The sequence below is a fragment of the Mycobacterium sp. genome, from assembly GCF_002863225.1.
GTDB lineage: Bacteria > Actinomycetota > Actinomycetes > Mycobacteriales > Mycobacteriaceae > Mycobacterium.
This window is the reverse complement of the sequence record NZ_PKEK01000106.1, coordinates 1-16,473: the sequence shown is the minus strand read 5'-3', so window position 1 is coordinate 16,473 and position 16,473 is coordinate 1. Positions and strand designations below refer to the sequence as shown.

Annotated in this window: 19 protein-coding genes; 6 read left to right on the top strand and 13 right to left on the bottom strand. The window is 66.4% G+C overall.

The window, feature by feature from the left end:
* Positions 1-67: 67 nt before the first annotated feature.
* Entirely contained in the window at positions 68-1,132 is a 1,065-nt protein-coding gene (locus CYU59_RS28100; RefSeq protein WP_293004576.1) for a UDP-N-acetylmuramate dehydrogenase, read from the bottom strand.
* Positions 1,133-1,184: 52 nt separating this feature from the next.
* Here CYU59_RS28100 and CYU59_RS28095 point away from each other — a divergent pair, with 52 nt between their 5' ends.
* A complete protein-coding gene (locus CYU59_RS28095) occupies positions 1,185-1,694 on the top strand; it encodes a DUF2505 domain-containing protein (protein WP_293004575.1) in 510 nt (169 codons plus the stop codon).
* Here CYU59_RS28095 and CYU59_RS28090 read toward each other — a convergent pair.
* The gene (locus CYU59_RS28090) at positions 1,691-2,125 is read right to left on the bottom strand and encodes an SRPBCC family protein (RefSeq protein WP_293004573.1); all 435 of its coding nucleotides are present in this window, start codon (positions 2,123-2,125) and stop codon (positions 1,691-1,693) included. The two genes, CYU59_RS28095 and CYU59_RS28090, sit on opposite strands and share 4 nt — an antisense overlap.
* A gap of 76 nt (positions 2,126-2,201) precedes the next feature.
* Between CYU59_RS28090 and CYU59_RS28085 the strand changes: the two genes are divergently transcribed.
* Genes CYU59_RS28085 through CYU59_RS28075 form a run of 3 tightly spaced genes read left to right on the top strand, consistent with a single transcriptional unit; the run spans position 2,202 to position 5,120 of the window.
* Positions 2,202-3,017, top strand: coding sequence for a carbon-nitrogen hydrolase family protein (locus tag CYU59_RS28085; protein WP_293004571.1), 816 nt, complete (start codon positions 2,202-2,204; stop codon positions 3,015-3,017).
* Positions 3,014-3,973, top strand: coding sequence for a DUF2993 domain-containing protein (locus CYU59_RS28080; RefSeq protein ID WP_293004569.1), 960 nt, complete (start codon positions 3,014-3,016; stop codon positions 3,971-3,973). Before CYU59_RS28085 ends, CYU59_RS28080 begins: the two co-directional genes overlap by 4 nt.
* Positions 3,966-5,120, top strand: coding sequence for a DUF2993 domain-containing protein (locus CYU59_RS28075; protein ID WP_293004567.1), 1,155 nt, complete (start codon positions 3,966-3,968; stop codon positions 5,118-5,120). The genes CYU59_RS28080 and CYU59_RS28075 overlap by 8 nt, the downstream gene beginning before the upstream one ends.
* A 22-nt stretch (positions 5,121-5,142) precedes the next feature.
* On the opposite strand, the gene deoC is transcribed toward CYU59_RS28075, so the two are convergent.
* The 6 genes from deoC to CYU59_RS28045 all read right to left on the bottom strand — a co-directional run bounded on the left by deoC (position 5,143) and on the right by CYU59_RS28045 (position 9,072).
* Entirely contained in the window at positions 5,143-5,808 is a 666-nt protein-coding gene (gene deoC, locus CYU59_RS28070; protein WP_293004565.1) for a deoxyribose-phosphate aldolase, read from the bottom strand.
* A complete protein-coding gene (locus CYU59_RS28065) occupies positions 5,808-6,233 on the bottom strand; it encodes a DUF2599 domain-containing protein (RefSeq protein ID WP_293004563.1) in 426 nt (141 codons plus the stop codon). Before CYU59_RS28065 ends, deoC begins: the two co-directional genes overlap by 1 nt.
* Positions 6,234-6,238: 5 nt before the next feature.
* Entirely contained in the window at positions 6,239-6,502 is a 264-nt protein-coding gene (locus tag CYU59_RS28060; RefSeq protein WP_293010339.1) for a DUF2516 family protein, read from the bottom strand.
* Positions 6,503-6,595: 93 nt separating this feature from the next.
* Positions 6,596-7,216 carry a heparin-binding hemagglutinin gene (locus tag CYU59_RS28055; protein ID WP_293004561.1) on the bottom strand — a complete coding sequence of 207 codons (621 nt, stop codon included), beginning with the start codon at positions 7,214-7,216 and terminating at the stop codon, positions 6,596-6,598.
* Between the two features lie 57 nt (positions 7,217-7,273).
* Positions 7,274-7,666, bottom strand: coding sequence for a helix-turn-helix transcriptional regulator (locus tag CYU59_RS28050; RefSeq protein ID WP_293004559.1), 393 nt, complete (start codon positions 7,664-7,666; stop codon positions 7,274-7,276).
* A gap of 95 nt (positions 7,667-7,761) precedes the next feature.
* Complete coding sequence (locus tag CYU59_RS28045; protein WP_293010337.1) at positions 7,762-9,072, bottom strand: DUF445 domain-containing protein; 1,311 nt, start codon at positions 9,070-9,072, stop codon at positions 7,762-7,764.
* Positions 9,073-9,323: 251 nt separating this feature from the next.
* Here CYU59_RS28045 and CYU59_RS28040 point away from each other — a divergent pair, with 251 nt between their 5' ends.
* Together CYU59_RS28040 and CYU59_RS28035 are read left to right on the top strand one after the other, a co-directional pair.
* Complete coding sequence (locus CYU59_RS28040) at positions 9,324-10,025, top strand: TetR/AcrR family transcriptional regulator (RefSeq protein WP_293004557.1); 702 nt, start codon at positions 9,324-9,326, stop codon at positions 10,023-10,025.
* 68 nt (positions 10,026-10,093) lie between these two features.
* Complete coding sequence (locus CYU59_RS28035) at positions 10,094-11,113, top strand: prenyltransferase (protein WP_293004555.1); 1,020 nt, start codon at positions 10,094-10,096, stop codon at positions 11,111-11,113.
* Here CYU59_RS28035 and CYU59_RS28030 read toward each other — a convergent pair.
* The 5 genes from CYU59_RS28030 to aceA all read right to left on the bottom strand — a co-directional run.
* The gene (locus CYU59_RS28030; RefSeq protein ID WP_293004553.1) at positions 11,110-11,997 is read right to left on the bottom strand and encodes a cyclopropane mycolic acid synthase family methyltransferase; all 888 of its coding nucleotides are present in this window, start codon (positions 11,995-11,997) and stop codon (positions 11,110-11,112) included. The genes CYU59_RS28035 and CYU59_RS28030 overlap by 4 nt on opposite strands.
* Positions 11,998-12,086: 89 nt before the next feature.
* On the bottom strand, positions 12,087-13,019 hold the full coding sequence (locus CYU59_RS28025) for a cyclopropane mycolic acid synthase family methyltransferase (RefSeq protein WP_293004551.1): 933 nt from the start codon (positions 13,017-13,019) through the stop codon (positions 12,087-12,089).
* A gap of 126 nt (positions 13,020-13,145) precedes the next feature.
* On the bottom strand, positions 13,146-14,396 hold the full coding sequence (locus CYU59_RS28020; RefSeq protein WP_293004550.1) for a KasA/KasB family beta-ketoacyl-ACP synthase: 1,251 nt from the start codon (positions 14,394-14,396) through the stop codon (positions 13,146-13,148).
* Positions 14,397-14,515: 119 nt separating this feature from the next.
* Positions 14,516-15,376, bottom strand: a complete 861-nt coding sequence (locus CYU59_RS28015) for a 3-hydroxybutyryl-CoA dehydrogenase (protein WP_293004549.1) — start codon at positions 15,374-15,376, stop codon at positions 14,516-14,518.
* A gap of 157 nt (positions 15,377-15,533) precedes the next feature.
* The coding region (gene aceA, locus CYU59_RS28010; protein WP_293004547.1) for an isocitrate lyase at positions 15,534-16,473 on the bottom strand (940 nt) is incomplete at its 5' end.

Below are 16,473 nucleotides of genomic sequence, written 5' to 3'. Positions count from 1 at the left end.
GAGACGCCGCGCTCTGTGCTCACGACCTAAAGATACCGGCGGATACCGTCCGCAATTCCCACGCGAATTACAAGGAGCAGCCGACCAGCACCGGTTCGGGCACCAGTGTGACGTCAAACACAGCCTGGACGCCGTCGCGCACGGCGCGGGCCACCGCGATGACGTCGGCGGTGCCGGCGCCGCCACGGTTGGTCAGCGCCAGCGCGTGCTTGGTCGAGAGCCGACAGCGCGCCCCGGCCGGGCGCGACGGATACCCCTTGCCGAAGCCGGCTTGTTCGACCAGCCAACCCGCCGCCAGTTTGACGCCGTCCGGCGCCGGATAGTGCGGCACCGGCCGGTCGGCTGTGTCGGCCAACTCTTGGTAAAACTGTGGTGTCACAACGGGATTGGTGAAAAAGGAACCCACACTCCAGGTGTCGTGGTCAGCTTCGTCGAGCACCATGCCCTTGCCGGCCCGCAGCGCGAGCACCGCCTCGCGGACCGCCACCGGGTCGGCGCGCTCCCCCGCTGTGGCCCCCAGCTTCGAGACCAGCTCGCCGTAGCGCAGTGGGGCGCTGCGGCCCGAGGCGTCCAACGCGAATTCCACCTCCAGCACGGTGGCCGCGTCGGAGTGTTTGAGCACGCTGGTCCGATAGCCGAAACCCAGTTCGCCGGCGGCCGCCCAGCGGACCTCCCCGCTGGTTCGGTCCAGCAGACGGACCCGGGTGATGGTGTCGGCCACCTCGACCCCGTAGGCGCCGACGTTCTGCACCGGCGTGGCACCGGTCGAGCCGGGAATGCCCGACAGAGCTTCCAGCCCACCGAGCCCGGCTGCGAGCGCGGCGACCACCACGTCGTCCCAGACGGCACCGGCCTCGGCCCGCACGAGATTGCCGTCGATGTGAATATTGTTGTTGGCCAATCGAATCACGGTGAGATCGGTCAATGAGTCGGCGATCACCACGTTCGATCCACCCGCCAGCACCAGCAACGGCCCCGAATCGGCGGCGTCGAGTTCCCGCAACGTCGCGACCACCTGTTCGGTGCTGGCGCAGGTGATCACCCGCGACGCGACCGGGCCCACTCGCAGCGTGGTCAACGGCGCCAGCGGCACGTTCTGCTCGACGTGCGCACCGGCGAAAACCGTTCCCACACCTACCCCTTCAGACCGGGTTCCATAACTCTTGACGGTAGCCTGACCTGCTATGCCGCGTTCGTTCGACATGTCCACCGACTACGCGGAGGCCGTCGAAGCGGTTCTGCGCGCGTTCGGCGAAGAGCAGTACTGGCTGGCCCGGTTGGACGATTCGGGCGCCGATGAAGCGACGCTGGACTCGATGGAGGTCGGCGACGGCGTGATCGACGTGGTCACCACCCAGGTGCTGCGCGCGGACCGGATGCCGGCCGTGGTCACCCAGTTCCATCGCGGCGATCTGTACATCCGCCGCGAAGAACGCTGGGAGCCCAACGGCGACGGCGCGGCGACCGCGACGGTCACCGGCTCGATTCTGGACTCGCCGGCGTCGTTGACCGGCACGGCGACGCTGGAGCCGCTGCCCGAGACGGACGGCGCGCGGTTGACATTCCGGGCCACCGTCGAGGTGAAGATTCCGCTGGTCGGCGGGAAGCTGGAGAACTTCATCGGAAGCCAGCTGGTGGAGCTGCTGATCCGCGAACAGCGCTTCACCACGGGGTGGATCGGCCAGGGCGCCTAGGCGCGGCCTTCCGCGGCGTCCACGGCGCCGTTGAGCAGTTCGCCGATCGCCCGCTTCAGCACCGGTGTCAGCAGCAGCCCGAGGCCGGGGAGCTTCGGTGTGGACGTCAAGTGCCAGCTCACCTCGGTGCCGCTCCCGGTCGGACGCAGCGTGACCGTGCCGACGTGATCCCGGACCGGCGCGCCGGAGATCAGCTTGTACGCATAGCGGTGGGGCCGCTCGTACTCGATGATCTCCTCGACGATCGCGGGTCCGACCGCCTCGATACGCCGGCGCGCGCCGACTCCGTTGGGGGCGGGTGTCCCTTCGCGGTCCAGCGTGCTGCGGCGGGCGGCCTTGCTGTAGTTGGAGATGCCACGGTGGTCGGTGAGCGAGTCGAAGACCGCCTCGATCGGCGCCGTCGTCGACCGCGTCAGGGTGAACTCGACCATCAGGTGTTCCTTTCTACGGTTTTGCTGAGCTGATTCTGGCATCCGGGCAAACTCGCTCACCTTTAGGCTGGCGATCATGCGTATCGCGGTGGCCCAGATCCTCAGCGGCACCGACCCGGCCGACAACCTCAACATCGTCCGGGACTACGCCGACCGCGCCGCGGCTGAGGATGCGTCGCTGGTGGTCTTTCCGGAAGCGACGATGTGCCGGTTCGGGGCGCCCCTGGCGCCGGTCGCCGAACCGGTCGACGGGCCGTGGGCCGACGGTGTCCGCCGGATCGCCGCTGACGCCGGCATCACGGTGGTGGCCGGCATGTTCACCCCGGCCGACGACGGGCGGGTCCGCAACACCCTGCTCGCTGTCGGCTCGGGCGTCGACACCCACTACGACAAGATCCACCTCTACGACGCGTTCGGGTTCACCGAGTCGCAGACGGTCGCGCCGGGCAGCGCCCCGGTCGTCGTCACCGTCGGCGATGTCGGGGTGGGCCTGAGCACCTGCTACGACCTCCGATTTCCTGCGCTGTTCACCACGCTGGCCCGGGGCGGGGCGCAGGTGACGGTGGTCAGCGCATCGTGGGCCGCCGGCCCGGGAAAGCTCGAGCAGTGGACTCTGCTGGCCCGCGCCCGGGCACTGGATTCCACCAGCTACATCGTCGCTGCCGGGCAGGCCGACCCCGGGGAGCCGCTGGCCTCCAGCGCACCGACCGGAGTGGGCGGCAGCTTGGTGGTCTCGCCGTTCGGCCAAGTCGTCGCATCAGCCGGCGCCGACCCGCAGCTACTGGTCGCCGACATCGACATCGAGCAGGTGACCAAGGCCCGCGAGACGATCGCCGTCCTGCGCAACTCCACAGCGCTCGCTCATCCGGATAAGGCAGAATCGCGCAGATGACGAATCCGCAGGGGCCCCCACACCAGGACCCGTCGTCGACATGGGGTCGTCCCGGCGACCAGAATTCGCCTGTCGCACCGGCGCCGGCGGGTGGTCAGGCGTACCAACCGCCGACCACTCCGACCTTCGCGCCACCCGCCCAGGAATATCCGGAGACGGCGACTTTCGGACAGCCACCGCCGCAGGATCCCGCTGAGCCCGGCAAACCCAAGCGCCGCTTCCGTTTTCGCGGCGACCCCGTGTCGATCATCCTGGTGCTGGTGATCGTCGGCGCCCTGGCGATCGCCGGTCTGGTCGGCGGCGAACTGTATGCCCGCAACCGGGCCAACAGCGTCGTTGCCGCTGCGACATCCTGCGTGATCCAGGACGGCGCCACGGCGTCCTTCGGATCGAGCCCGTTTCTGTTGCAGCACGTGACAGGTCACTACAAGGACATCACCATCCACACCGCGGGAAACAACATCCGCAACGCCAAAGGCATGAAGGCCGATATCGAAATCGACGACGTCGACCTGCACGGCAACGCCGACTCCAAAGGCACCATCGGCAAGCTGGACGCCAACATCACCTGGACGTCGACGGGCATCCAGGAGACCATTCAGAACTCCGTCCCCTTCATCGGCGGACTGGTCGACAGCGTGACGACCGACCCCAACGCCGGCACCATCGAACTCGCCGGCGCGATGGGACTGGGTGGCATCTCGGTCAAGCCTCAGGTCGCCGACGGCAAGCTGACGCTGCAGGTGTACAAGGTCAACGCGCTGGGCGTGATGATCCCGCACGAGACCGCCCAGACGGCGTTGAACACCTTCACCGCGGCGCTGCTCAAGCAGTACCCGCTGGGCATCAAGGCCGACAGCGTGCAGGTCACCAGTGACGGTGTGGCAGCTCACTTCTCGACGCAGAACGCGTCGATCCCCCCTGGCGGGGAAGACCCCTGCTTCGCTCATGTCTAACCCCCCAGGCCCGCCGGGCAACGAGCCGCCCGAGCGCGGCCGGCCACCGCGGCCCGCGGGGCCACCCAACCGTGGCTTTCCGCCGCGCCGTAGGCCTTTGCCGCCGTCGGAGTCGCCGACGCGCAACATCCCGCAGCCCGGCCGCCCGCCGCAGCCGTCGGCGCGTGACGTGCCGCGTCCGCAGCAGGCGGGCCGCCCACCCGGGCGTCCGCCCCAGCAGCCGGTTCCGCCGCCGAATCGTCCGCCGCAGCAACCGAATCAGCCACCGCCGCAAGTGGCTCCGCCGCCCAACCCGCGCGCACAGCAGCCCGGCCCGCCCCCGCAGGCCCACGAGGGCGCGACCACCCGGATCTCCATACCGACACCTCCCCCGCCGGCGGGGCCGGACGCGGGGGCCAAGGGCGCACGCCGCTTCTTCGCCAACCGGACGTCGCTGTGGCTGATCGTGCTGATCGTCGCGCTGGTGTTCGTCGCGATCCCGATCGGCGGCGAGCTGTACGCCCGTCACACCGCGAGCACCAAAGTGGCCAACGCGGTGCAGTGCGAGGTGCAGGACAGCGCCTCGGTGTCGTTCTCGCCGGCGCCGCCCGTGCTGTGGCAGTACCTCACCAAGAACTACAGCGACATCTCCGTGCAGACCGGTGGCAACCAGGTCCGCAAGGCCAAGGGGATGAAGGTCAGTTTCGACATCCGCGACATCAAGCTGAACGACACCAGCAACTCTCGAGGCACCATCGGATCGGTGAACGGCACAGTCACCTGGTCGTCCGACGGCATCAAGCAGTCGATCCAGGACGCCGTGCCGGTGCTGGGCGCGTTCGTCACCAGCGGGGTCACCACCGACCCGGGCGACGGGACGATCGAGCTCAAGGGGTTGTTGAACAGCGCCAAGCTCAAGCCGCAGATCGTCAACAACGGACTGTCGCTGCAGGTGGTCAGCGTGTCGGCGCTGGGCTCGAAGATCTCGTCGGACACCGCTCAGAAATACATCGACGACCTGATGGCCAAGGCCACGCGCAACTATCCGCTGGGACTGCACGCCGACAGCATCAAGGTCACCGACAGCGGTGTGGAGGCGACGTTCTCCAGCACCAACGCGACCATTCCGGCCGGCGGCAACCAGGACCCCTGCCTGGCCGACCTCTAGGACGGGCCGTTCAGCGGGCTAGTTAGTCCAGCGCGTCGAGCACCGCGCGGGTGCCAGACAGCCCGAGCCGGGTGGCGCCCGCGTCGAGCATCGTCACGGCGGCCTCCGCCGTCCGGATCCCGCCGCTGGCTTTGACGCCCAGCCGCCCGCCGACCGCCTCGGCCATCAGCGAGACGGCAGCCGGCGATGCGCCTCCGGCGGGATGGAAACCCGTTGAGGTCTTGACGAAGTCGGCGCCGGCTTCTTCGCTGGCGCGACAGACAGCGGCCAGGATGCGCTCGTCGGCGAGCGCCAAGAGTGCGGCCGACTCGACGATGACCTTGAGCACGGCGTCAGGGATCGCGGCGCGCACCGCGGCGATGTCGGCCCGCACGGCCTCGATGTCGCCGGCGACGGCGGCGCCGACGTCGATCACCATGTCGACTTCGACCGCGCCCGCGGCGACCGCCAGCGCGGCTTCGCGAGCTTTGAGCTCGGAAAGGTGCTTGCCGGAAGGGAATCCGGCGACCGCGGCGACCGGCACACCGGCGTGAACGGCGTGGGCGACCATCGACGGTGACACGCAGACGGCGTAGGCGCCCAGCGCGGCGGCCTCGTCGGCAACCGCGGCCACCTCAGCGGCGGTGGCCTCCGGCTTGAGCAGCGTGTGGTCGACCAGCGCGGCGACCCGGGCGCGGGTCCACGTCATCAGAACGGTTCCTGCGCGCCGCCGGGATTGCAGCCGGTGGACACCATCGTCGCGTCGTCGACGACTGGACGCCAGGGCTCCAGGTTCCAGCTGATCTTGCCGGGCTGTGCCGTCTCGGCGAAATCCCAGTGACAGCGGAACTGCTCGCGCATGCCCGGGGTGTCGGCCTGCGGCGCAAGGGTAAGCACCTCGGCCCACGCTTCATCGGCCTCCGGACTCGGAGATCCGAGTTGCTTGGAGGTCGCGCGGCCGGACGCGGTCGGGTAGACGCGCAGACTCGTCAGTCGGCTGCCCTGCGACCACTGGGCCCACCGGACGTGGTCGACGAACGGTGGCGCATACGGCAGCACGTTCGAACCGGGATCCGCTGACGCCGGCGCTGCGGACATCAGCGCGCCGAGGACCGCAAGGATCAGAGGTCGCATGGGTTTTATCGCGACTTACCTTGGATCTCCAGGAGTTTGGGCCGCACATCGACCAGGTAGACCCCGGCCGCGCAGGCACCGATGGTCGCGCCCAGGGCGCTCAGCATCATGGTCAGCGGAACCGATGCGCCCAGGATCAGCAGCCAGACCGGCTTGGTCATCTTGTCGGCCGCCGTGTAGGCGTCGGGCCGCTGCATCGCCGCGTGTACGAAGGCGTAGAGCGCAGTCATCGCCACAGCGACCTGCAGGATCAAAACGACGCTATTCACCAGGCTCACCCGTTAAGGGTAAATGGGTGCCGCCAGACACGTCGACTCCGAGTCACCCAAGCGGGCGACTCGGAGTCGAGTGGTGAGACGAAATTACTTCTGGGTGACCTTCTTGGCCGGAGCCTTCTTGGCCGGAGCCTTCTTGGCCGGAGCCTTGGCGGGCGCCTTCTTGGCCGGAGCCTTCTTGGCCACGGCCTTCTGGGCCTTCTTGGCGGCTTCGTCGGTCTTCTTCGGCAGCTCGATGCCGACCAGCTTGGCGGCGCGCTCGCCGACCGCGCGGGTCTGCGAGGCGACGGTGCCCAGAGCTTCCTGGGTCAGCTCGACGGCCTGCTCGACGTAGCCCTCGGCACGCTCGGACGCGTCTTCCAGACCGGACTGACTGCGCAGGCGCTCCAGGGCGGCCTCGCCGCGCTCGACCAGCTCGTTGTAGCGCGAGGTCGCGGCCTCCACGTAGCCCTCGGCGGCGCTACGCAGCTCGTCGGCGGTAAACCGGTCGCGCAGGTCGCGCAGCTGCTCGGGCAGCTCTTCCTGCAGCTTGGTCAGGCGGTTGCGGCTCTCCTCGACCCGGCTGCGGGTGTCGGTGCGGGTCTCCTCGGCGCGGTCGCGCAGCTCGGCGAGCAGATCGTTGACCGTGGCCAGGGCCAGGTCGGCGGCGCCCAGCGCGGCAAGCAGCGGAGCCTTCAGGTCGTCTATCGACGGGTTGTTCTCTGCCATGATGTTTCCTCTCGTCATTCTTTCTGTGCGTCAGGGGGATTCGGGGGGTGTCCGGGTTTATGCAGGGGGTGTCTCCTCCCGGGCCGCCTCGTTTTGTTGAACGAAGGACGTGTAGATGTCGAGCAGGACCTGCTTCTGCCCTTCGGTGATCGTCACGTCGGCAACGATGGCGTCGCGAACCTCGCTCGTCGGGCCGGGTTCGAGCATCCCGGCCTGGACGTAAAGCACCTCGGCGGAAACCCGTAACGCTTTGGCGAGTTGGTTGAGCACGCCTGCCGAAGGTTTGCGCAATCCTCGCTCGATCTGGCTGAGGTATGGATTGCTGACGCCGGCTTTTTCCGCCAGCTGCCGCACCGAAACCTGCGCCGCTTCACGCTGCGCTTTGATGAAGCTGCCGATGTCAGACGCAGCGGTCGTCACCACGGCAGCAAGGTTCTCTTCCTGCGGCATGGATGCTCCCTCGGGTCCTCGCGTCGGCGTGTCGATGCGAACCCGGCCCACGGTAGCTAACGGGTGCTAGCTTTTGCAAGCACTGTTAGCGGGTCTCAGAACAGCAGCTGCGCGACGGCGTAGATCACCAGGCCGGCCAGAGAGCCGACGACCGTGCCGTTGATCCGGATGAACTGCAGGTCACGGCCCACATGCAGCTCGATTCGCCGGCTGGCCTCTTCGGCGTCCCAGCGCTCGATGGTGTCGGTAATAATCGCTGTGATCTCGACCCCATACTGAGCGACCAGATGCTCGGCCGCCCGCGTGATCCAGTTATCGACTTTGTCGCGTAATTCCGCGTCGTCGCGTAGCGATTCGCCGATTTGGACCACCGCGTCGGTGACGCGGGTGCGCAGCGCGCTGGACGGGTCGTCGACACCCTCGAGCACCAGCCGCTTGAGCGTCTTCCACGCTGTCGCGGCCGCGTTGGTCACCTCGTCGCGGGACATCAGCTGATCCTTGACCGCCTCGGCCCGGGCGATCGTCGCCTCGTCGTTTTGCAGGTCGTCGGCGAATTCGAACAGGAACCGGGTCGCCGAGCGGCGTAGTTCGTGCTCGGGATTGCGGCGCACCTTGTCGGTGAAGTCCATCAGCTCGCGGTGGATCCGGTCGCCGACGAGTTGGTCGATGAAGCGCGGCGACCAGGTGGGTGAATCGCGCTCGATCACCCGCTGGATCACCTCGCCGGCATTCAGCGACCATTGGAAGGCCCGATCGGCGAGCAGTTGGATCAGGGCGTCCTGCCGGTTTTCCGCCAGCAACGTGGACAGCACCCGCCCGACCGGCGGTCCCCACTGCGGTTCGGCGATGCGCCGCACGATCATTCGGTCGATAACCTGCTGGACGTCGTCGTCGCGGAGCAGTTCGACCAGGACCCGCAGCACAGTCGCCGACTCGGCGGCCACCCGCTCGGCGTGCGAGACGTCCGAGAGCCACTTGCCCAACCGGCTGGGCACCTGTGCGTCTCGGATCTTGGTGCTGACGACTTCGGGGGAAAGAAAGTTCTCCCGCACGAAGTTGCCCAGGCCCTCGCCGAGTTGGTCCTTCTTCCGCTTGATGATCGCGGTGTGCGGGATCGGGATGCCCAGCGGGTGTTTGAACAACGCGGTGACGGCGAACCAATCCGCAAGCGCGCCGACCATGCCGGCTTCTCCCGCGGCGCCCAGATAACCGACCCAGGTGGCCGCGCCTCCCCCGGCCTGCGCCCATCGGCAACCCAGAAATATCGCCGTCGCGCCGACCAGGAAGCTCAGCGCCACGACCTTCATCCGCCGCAGCGCCCGCTGCCGCTCGGCGTCGGCCTGGGGGTCGGCGCCGGCGAACGACTCGGCGATCGACCCGGGCCGGGCGGGGTCGTCGGCGGGCAGCGACGGACGCGGCGACGATTCCGCTCGGTGCTTCGGTTCCGAAGCGGGTCTGCCGTTCAGTCCGACTGCCACCCCACCATCATCCGCTATCGGCGCGGCTGTTCGGGCGACGGCGTTCCGCCGTTTCGCGAGGTAACTGTTACCGCTGAACGGGCCTAACACCGTTGTCTGAGGTCCAGGCGAGAAATCCGCGCCGATAACCCTTACTATTGAAATTACGCAGAGACATCTCGGATTGGGAATTCGCGACAGTGGGACAGCAAGCGACAATCGGAACGGTCAAAACCGACGGCCGGAAGCGACGTTGGCACCAGCACAAGGTGGAGCGTCGCAACGAACTCATCGACGGAACGATCGAGGCGATTCGGCGGCGCGGCCAGTTCGTCAGCATGGACGAGATCGCCGGTGAGATCGGCGTGTCCAAGACCGTGCTGTACCGCTACTTCGTCGACAAGAACGACCTCACCACCGCGGTGATGATGCGCTTCACGCAGGCCACGCTGATCCCCAACATGGCCAAGGCACTGTCGTCGAACCTCGACGGCTTCGACCTGACCCGGGAGATCATTCACGTCTACGTCGACACGGTGGCATCCGAGCCGGAGCCCTACCGATTCGTGATGGCCAACAACTCGGCCGGCAAGAACAAGGTGGTCGCCGACTCCGAGCGGATCATCGCCCGCATGCTCGCGGTGATGCTGCGCCGCCGGATGCGCGCCGCGGGCATGGACGTCGGTGGCGTCGAGCCGTGGGCCTATCACATCGTCGGCGGCGTGCAACTGGCCACGCACTCGTGGCTGCTGGATCCACGGACCAGCTCCGACGAGCTGATCGACTACCTCACGATGCTGAGCTGGAGCGCGCTCTGCGGCATCGTCGAAGCGGGCGGTTCGCTGGACAAGTTCCGCGCCCAGCAGCATCCAACGCCGATTGTGCCGCCGCTGACCGACTAGCGGGACTACCTTGGCGCCATGAGCGACGCGTCGACGACGATGCAGGCCGCGGCGATGAGGATCGGCGCATGACGAACACCGCGCCACGTTCCCGCTTGAGCTCCTGGGCCTACGCCATCCGCACCACCAATCCACCGCCGGACGGCCCGGTCGACGCGGTCACCCGATGGCTGGTCGTGACCCGGGCTGCTGTGCTGCCGATGACCCTGTTCGCCGGGTTGGTCGCAGCGCTGCTGGCGGTCGGCCAACCCGGATTGGATTGGCGCTGGCTGACTTTGGCGGTGATCGGGATCTTGCTGGCACACACCGCCAACAACCTGATGAACGATCTGTACGACACCCAGACCGGCCTGGACAGCGACACCTATCCGCGGGCGCTCTACGCGCCGCACCCGGTGCTGTCCGGGTTGGTCAGCCGTCGCACGCTGCTCGTGGCGATCGGGTTGGTGAACCTGGCCGACCTGGCCATCCTGATCGTGCTCACCTGGGCTCGCGGCTGGCCGGTGGTGGCGTTCGCGCTGTCCGGATTCGTGCTCAGCTTCGCCTACACCGCGCCGCCGCTGCGATTGAAGAAGCGCGGCCTGGGCGAACCGGACGTGTTGGTGGTCTGGGGTCCGATGATGATCTGCGGCACCTACTACTCGGCGGTCGGCCACGTCGGTTGGCCGGTTCTGCTGGCTTCGCTGCCCTACGGGCTGCTCTGCACGACGGTGTTGATGGGCAAGCACACCGACAAAATTCCCTACGACAAGCCGCTCGGCATCCACACGCTGCCGGTGCTCATCGGCGAGACGCGGGCCCGGGCAGTCACGCTGGCCATGATGGCCGGGTTCTACCTGCTGGTGGCGGCCGCGGTGCTGGCCAGAGCGATGCCGTGGCCGGCGCTGCTCGTGGTGCTGGCGCTGCCGCGGCTGGTCAAGGTGTGGCCGTACTTCCGCCGCCCACCGCCCGACGAGCCGCCGGCCGACTTCCCGGTGTGGCCGCTGTGGTACGCGGCACTGGCTTGGCTGCACGTGCGCCAAGCCGGCGCGTTGCTGGTCGTCGGTTTGGCGATCGGCGCTTTCGTGCCGGGACTACCGGGTCGTTAGCTCTTCACCAGAGTGAATTGGCCGACCTCAGAGATGTTGCGTTGGAAGAAGTCCGAGCACCCGATCAGGTAGCGCATGTAACGGTTGTAGACCTCTTCGGAGGTGGCCGCGATGGCCTCCTCGCGGGACTCTTCCAGCTTGGTGGTCCAGGTGTCGAGCGTCCGCACGTAGTGCGGCGTCATCTTCTGCAGTCGTTCGACGGAGAACCCGGCGTTGGCGGAGTATTCGACAACGTCGTCATCAGCCGGAACCGCGCCGCCGGGGAAGATCTCCGCCGCGATGAATCGCATGAACCGTAGATCGCTCATCGTGATCGGGATGCCCATCTCAGGCCAGCGCTTGAGCGGGTGCCCCATGATCGTCTGCAGCACCATCCGGCCATCTGCCGGCATGATCCGGAAGCAGAGGTCGAAGAACGCCTTGTAGCGAGACTTCGGGAACGCCTCAAAGGCCTCGATGCTGACGATCCGGTCGACCGGCTCGTCGAACTCTTCCCAGCCGCGCAGCAACACCCGTCGCGAACGACCGGTGTCGACCTGGTCGAGAATCTGCTGCCCCAGCGAGTGCTGGTTCTTGCTCAGAGTCAGCCCGACGACGTTGACGTCGTATTTCTCGACCGCGCGCTTCATCATCGCGCCCCAGCCGCAGCCGACGTCGAGCAATGTCATTCCAGGCTCAAGGCCGAGCTTGCCCAGCGACAGGTCGAGCTTGGCGATTTGCGCCTCTTCCAGCGTCATGTCGTCGCGCTCGTAATACGCGCAGCTATAGGTGCGTGTCGGATCCTGAAACAGGCCGAAGAATTCGTTGGAGGTGTCGTAGTGGGCTTGGACGTCTTCGTATGCCGGCCGCAAATTCGACGAATCCTCCGACCCGCGCTCGGTCATCTGAGATAGGCCTTTCACAGTGAATCTCGTTCAGCTCGTTACGTTCTGCTGTTTCGAACGATCTGTATAACGCACATTTCTCAACTCGGCTACGCGGGCGCTTTTTCGCAGGTGTACTGGCAAACGTCGGTGTAGCCCTCGCGGAACAGGTCAGCACACCCTTCGAGGTACTTCAGGAAGCGCTCGTAGATTTCCTCGGACGTGATTTCGATCGCTTCGTCTTTCTTCGACTTCAGGTTGCTGGCCCAAGTGTCCAGGGTGCGGGCGTAGTGCGGCCGAAGCGGCTGTTTGCGGGTCACGGTGTAGCCGGCTTTCGTTGCGGCGTCCTCGACTTGAGCACTCAGGGGCAGACGACCACCGGGATAAATCTCGTCCATGATGAATTTGATGAACCGCACCTTGGACATGGTCAGCGGCAACTTGCGTTCTTTGATCTCTTCGTCGCTCGGAATGATGATCGTGTGCAGCATCATCACGCCGTCGTCGGGCATCAAGTTGAAGGTCTTCTTGAAGTAGTCGTCGTACTTGTTGAAGCCGAAGTGCTCGAAAGCGCCGATTGAGACCACGCGATCGATCGGCTCGTCGAAGTCTTCCCACGGCTGAAGACGTACTTCCATGCTGCGGTTGGTGTCGATGTTGGGGAACCGGTTCTGCTCGATGTGCTGCTTCTGGTTCTCCGACAGCGTTAGACCGATGACGTTGACGTCGTACTTCTCCACGGCGCGCTGGATGGTGGAGCCCCAACCGCAGCCGATGTCCAGCAGCGTCATGCCGGGCTTCAACCCCAGCTTGCCCAGCGACAGGTCCACTTTGGCGAGCTGTGCCTGCTCGAGCGTGTAGTCGTCCTTCTCGAAGTACGCGCAGCTATAGGTCTGCGACGGGTCCTGCCACAGCTTGAAGAAGTCGTTGGAGATGTCGTAGTGGAACTGGACTTCCTTCTTGTCCGACCCACGGGTCTGGGACGCCGACTTCGACAACCACGCGGACTGAGCAGTGGACGTTGCGTTTGAGGTATCTGACACCGTTTGTCCTGAATTCGGGGATGAATTTTGCCAAGGGAAATCGTGCCGCTTGTTCGACACAGGGTTGAGGTTACGCCCCACCCCCGGTGGGCGAGGCTAACCGTTGGCGCGAGTCTAATGGGCGCATCAGCGCTTCCCAAAGGCGAGTGCGACGTTGTAGCCACCGAACGCGAACGAATTGCTCACCGCATAGCTGTAGTCGCCGGCGCGGGGTTCGCGCGCCACCACGTCGAGTGCGATCTGCGGGTCAGGATCAGTCAGGTTGAGAGTCGGCGGGATCACACCGTCGTGTAGAGCCAGCACGGTCAGAATCGCCTCCACGGCTCCCACCGCTCCAATCGAATGACCTAGTGCGGCTTTGGGGGCGTAGACGGCGGGCACGTGCGCTCCCAGCGCCTGCTTGATGGCGTTCGCCTCGGCGAGGTCTCCGGTGACCGTCCCGGTGGCGTGCGCGTTGACGTGGTCGATATCGCCGGGGGTGAGCCCAGCCAGCTGAATCGCCCGCGTCATCGCTTGCGCGGCGCGTTCACCGGAGGGTTCGGCCTGTACGGGCTGATACCCATCGGAGGTGATGCCGGCGCCCATTACGCGTCCAATGATGTTGGCGCCGCGGGCTTTCGCGTGTTCTTCGGCCTCGATGAGCATCATCGCTCCGGCTTCACCGAAGACGAAGCCGTCCCGGTTTTTGTCGAACGGCCGACAAGCGCCTGCGGGGTCGTTGTTGTTGGTCGACAGCAGTCCCTGGTTGGCGAACGCCGCCATCGGCACCGCTTCGATCTTGGTCTCGACGCCACCGCAGATCGCGATGTCGGCCTCGCCCAACACGATGTTGCGCCACGCCAGGGCAATCGCTTCGGCACCGGAGGCGCAGGCAGATACCGGCGTCAGGATCCCGGCTTTGGCTTTGCGTTCCAGCCCGACCGCCGCGGCCGCCGCGTTCGGCATCGCCTGCTGCACGCCCACGGGCGAGATCGCTCTGGGGCCGCGCGCCCGGAAATCGTCACTGAAGGCGATGAACTCCTGCGTCGCTCCCAGGCCGGTACCGATGGACACCATCAGTCGCTCGGTGTCGACCTCCGGCGAGCCGGCCTGCTCCCATAGCCGTCGTGCGACCTGCGTGGAGATCTTCTGCAGGAACAGGAATCGGCGCAGCTCGATACGGGTCAGGTATTGGTCGAGATCCTCCAGTAGATGACCACCGATGCGCACCGGCAAGTCGAACTGGTCGACGAAATCGTCGTCGAGCGGGCGAATGCCACTCTGGCCGTCCAGCAATTGTTTCCAGGTGTTGTCCGCGTCGGTGGCCAGTGCAGTCGTCATTTCGACCGCGGTGACTACCACGTCGGGGAGACCATTACCGGTCGACAGCTGAGCCATGGCGGTGGCTGCATTCCTCGTGTCGGCAACTGAGGGCAACACCTCTACGGTGACCCGGTAGCTACCAATTTAAACCCCGCCCGCGCACGTCGTGGTCTGCGCAGCAACGCCGGCGACCGTCAGTACGTGTAGAAACCCTTGCCGGATTTCTTACCGAGCTGACCGGCCTCGACCATGCGCTGCAGCAGTGGCGGCGGCGCGTAGTGCGCGTCCTTGAGCTCGTCGTACATTGCGTCGGCGATCAGCTTCATGGTGTCGAGCCCGATCAGGTCGGAGAGCCGCAACGGACCCATCGGGTGCGAGAGCCCGGCGACGACCGCGGTGTCGACGTCCTCGATGGATGCGACACCCGCCTCCACCATTCGGATGGCCGACAGTAGGTACGGCACCAACAGCGCGTTGACGACGAAGCCGGAGCGGTCGCCGCAGCGGACCACCTTCTTGCCGAGCACCTCGCCGGCGAAATGCCCGACGCGCTCCACCGCGTCGTCGGAGGTGACCAGCGTGCTGATCAATTCGACGAGCGGCAACACCGGTACCGGGTTGAAGAAGTGCAGACCGAGCACGCGGCTCGGGTTCTGGGTTGCCGCAGCGATTTTCATGATCGGAATGCTCGAGGTGTTGGACGCGAGCACCGCAGCGGGATCGGTGATGATCTCGTCGAGTTCGGCGAAGAGCTTCGCCTTGACCGCCTCGTTCTCGACGATCGCCTCGATGGTCAGCTGACGGTCGGCGAGGTCGGACAGCGCGCTGGTGTAGCGCAGCCGGTTGTGGGTGGCGTCGCGGTCATCGGCGGCCAGCTTGCCCTTGCTGACGGCCCGCTCCAGTGACGACTCGATCCGGGCCTTGCCCGCGGCGGCCAGCTCGTCGGTGGGCTCGTAGACCACCACGTCGGCGCCGGCCTTGGCCGCTACTTCGGCGATGCCCGCGCCCATCTGTCCGGCGCCGATGACGCCAACCCGCTCAATCGCGTTGCTCACTGCAGGAATGTCCTCTCGATATGCGTCAGGCCCCGCCCAGGGTTTCCGGGCGGGGCCTGCGCTGTCAAGCCGTTCGCTTGTGGCTACGGCCTGGTCTAGTGGTTAGTGGCCGATCCTTCGGTTCCACTTCCTCCTCGCGGCTGAAGGCCGCGCATCGTCAGTGGAACTGCCCCTCTTCGGTCGAGCCCGCGAGCGCGGTGGTCGACGAGGTCGGGTCCACGGTGGTGGCGATCCGGTCGAAGTAACCGGCGCCGACCTCGCGCTGGTGCTTGGTCGCGGTGTAACCGCGCTCCTCGGCAGCGAACTCGCGCTCCTGCAGCTCGACGTAGGCGCTCATCTGGTTGCGGGCGTAACCGTAGGCCAGATCGAACATCGAGTAGTTGAGGGCGTGGAAGCCGGCCAGCGTGATGAACTGGAACTTGAAGCCCATCGCGCCGAGCTCCTTCTGGAACTTCGCGATCGTCGAGTCGTCCAGGTGCTGCTTCCAGTTGAACGACGGCGAGCAGTTGTAGGCCAGCAGCTGGTCCGGGAACTCGCTCTTGACGCCTTCGGCGAACTTCGCCGCCAACTCGAGGTCCGGGGTGCCGGTCTCCATCCAGATCAGGTCGGAGTACGGCGCGTAGGCCTTGGCGCGGGCGATACACGGCTCGATGCCGTTCTTGACCCGGTAGAAGCCCTCGGAGGTGCGCTCACCGGTGACGAACGGCTTGTCGCGGTCGTCGACGTCGCTGGTGATCAGCGTGGCGGCCTCGGCGTCGGTACGGGCGATGACCACAGTCGGCACGTCGGCGACGTCGGCCGCGAGACGGGCCGAGGTCAGGGTGCGGATGTGCTGCTGCGTGGGGATCAGAACCTTGCCACCGAGGTGGCCACACTTCTTCTCCGAGGCCAACTGGTCTTCCCAGTGCGAACCGGCGACACCGGCGGCGATCATGGCCTTCTGCAGCTCGTAGACGTTGAGCGCGCCACCGAAGCCCGCTTCACCGTCGGCGACGATCGGCGCGAGCCAGTTCTCGATGGAGGTGTCGCCCTCGACCTTGGCGATCTGGTCGGCGCGCAGCAGCGCGTTGTTGATCCGGCGGACGACCTGCGGCACC